We start from the raw sequence: 648 nt of genomic DNA on the forward strand, positions 1-648 counted from the left end.
GTCTCGATCAGAAGCGCGGCGACGTGATTAACGTGACTGCGGTCAATTTCATGGAGGCTTCCGACGAACAGCTGGCGCCTGCTTCAACGCCGGTATCTGAGATGATCTTCCGTCAAGCCGGCAGTTTCATCAACGCCGCCGCTCTTATCGCTGCAGTGGGGCTTGTGCTTTGGTTCGGAGTCCGCCCCCTGATGCGGGAAATGAACAAGCCGGAAGAGGCTCTGCAACTCGCCGCAGGCTCGAACCTTCCGGTTCCAGGTTTGGCCCCCGCGTCTAATCTTCCGATCGTGGCGCAAGTTCGTGCGGAACATAGCCTGCCATATGATGATCTGAGCGAACTCAGACGACGCATGCGTGTGCCTGCGCAAAATCGTCTAGAGCAGATGATCGACATGGATGAAGAACGGGTCGCGGCTATCCTGAAACAATGGGTTCACGAGGCAGCCTGATGGTCGCTCGCTCTGTCGCCAGTGTGCTGACTGATTTCACGCCAAAGCACGTGCCAGCGGACCGCGTCACCGTTTTTGCGGCCGTGAGCAGGGAACGAGCCGACTTATTGGCGGAGATCGAGGAGCCATCGGAGGATGTTGTCGAACTTATCGATTACGAGTTGAAGATTAAGGAGGCGTTTATTGCGGGGCGCGAATC

General features: G+C 57.1%; 1 protein-coding gene and 1 pseudogene. Both read left to right on the forward strand.

Annotated features, from left to right (window positions below; all coding sequences use genetic code 11):
- A pseudogene (locus ACXJ5O_RS29065) lies at positions 1-449 on the forward strand (flagellar basal-body MS-ring/collar protein FliF); the annotation flags it as partial.
- On the forward strand, positions 449-648 hold a 200-nt coding region (locus tag ACXJ5O_RS29070; RefSeq protein WP_457302929.1), incomplete at its 3' end, for a hypothetical protein. The pseudogene ACXJ5O_RS29065 and the gene ACXJ5O_RS29070, both read left to right, overlap by 1 nt.

This window comes from Phyllobacterium sp. P5_D12 (assembly GCF_054049495.1).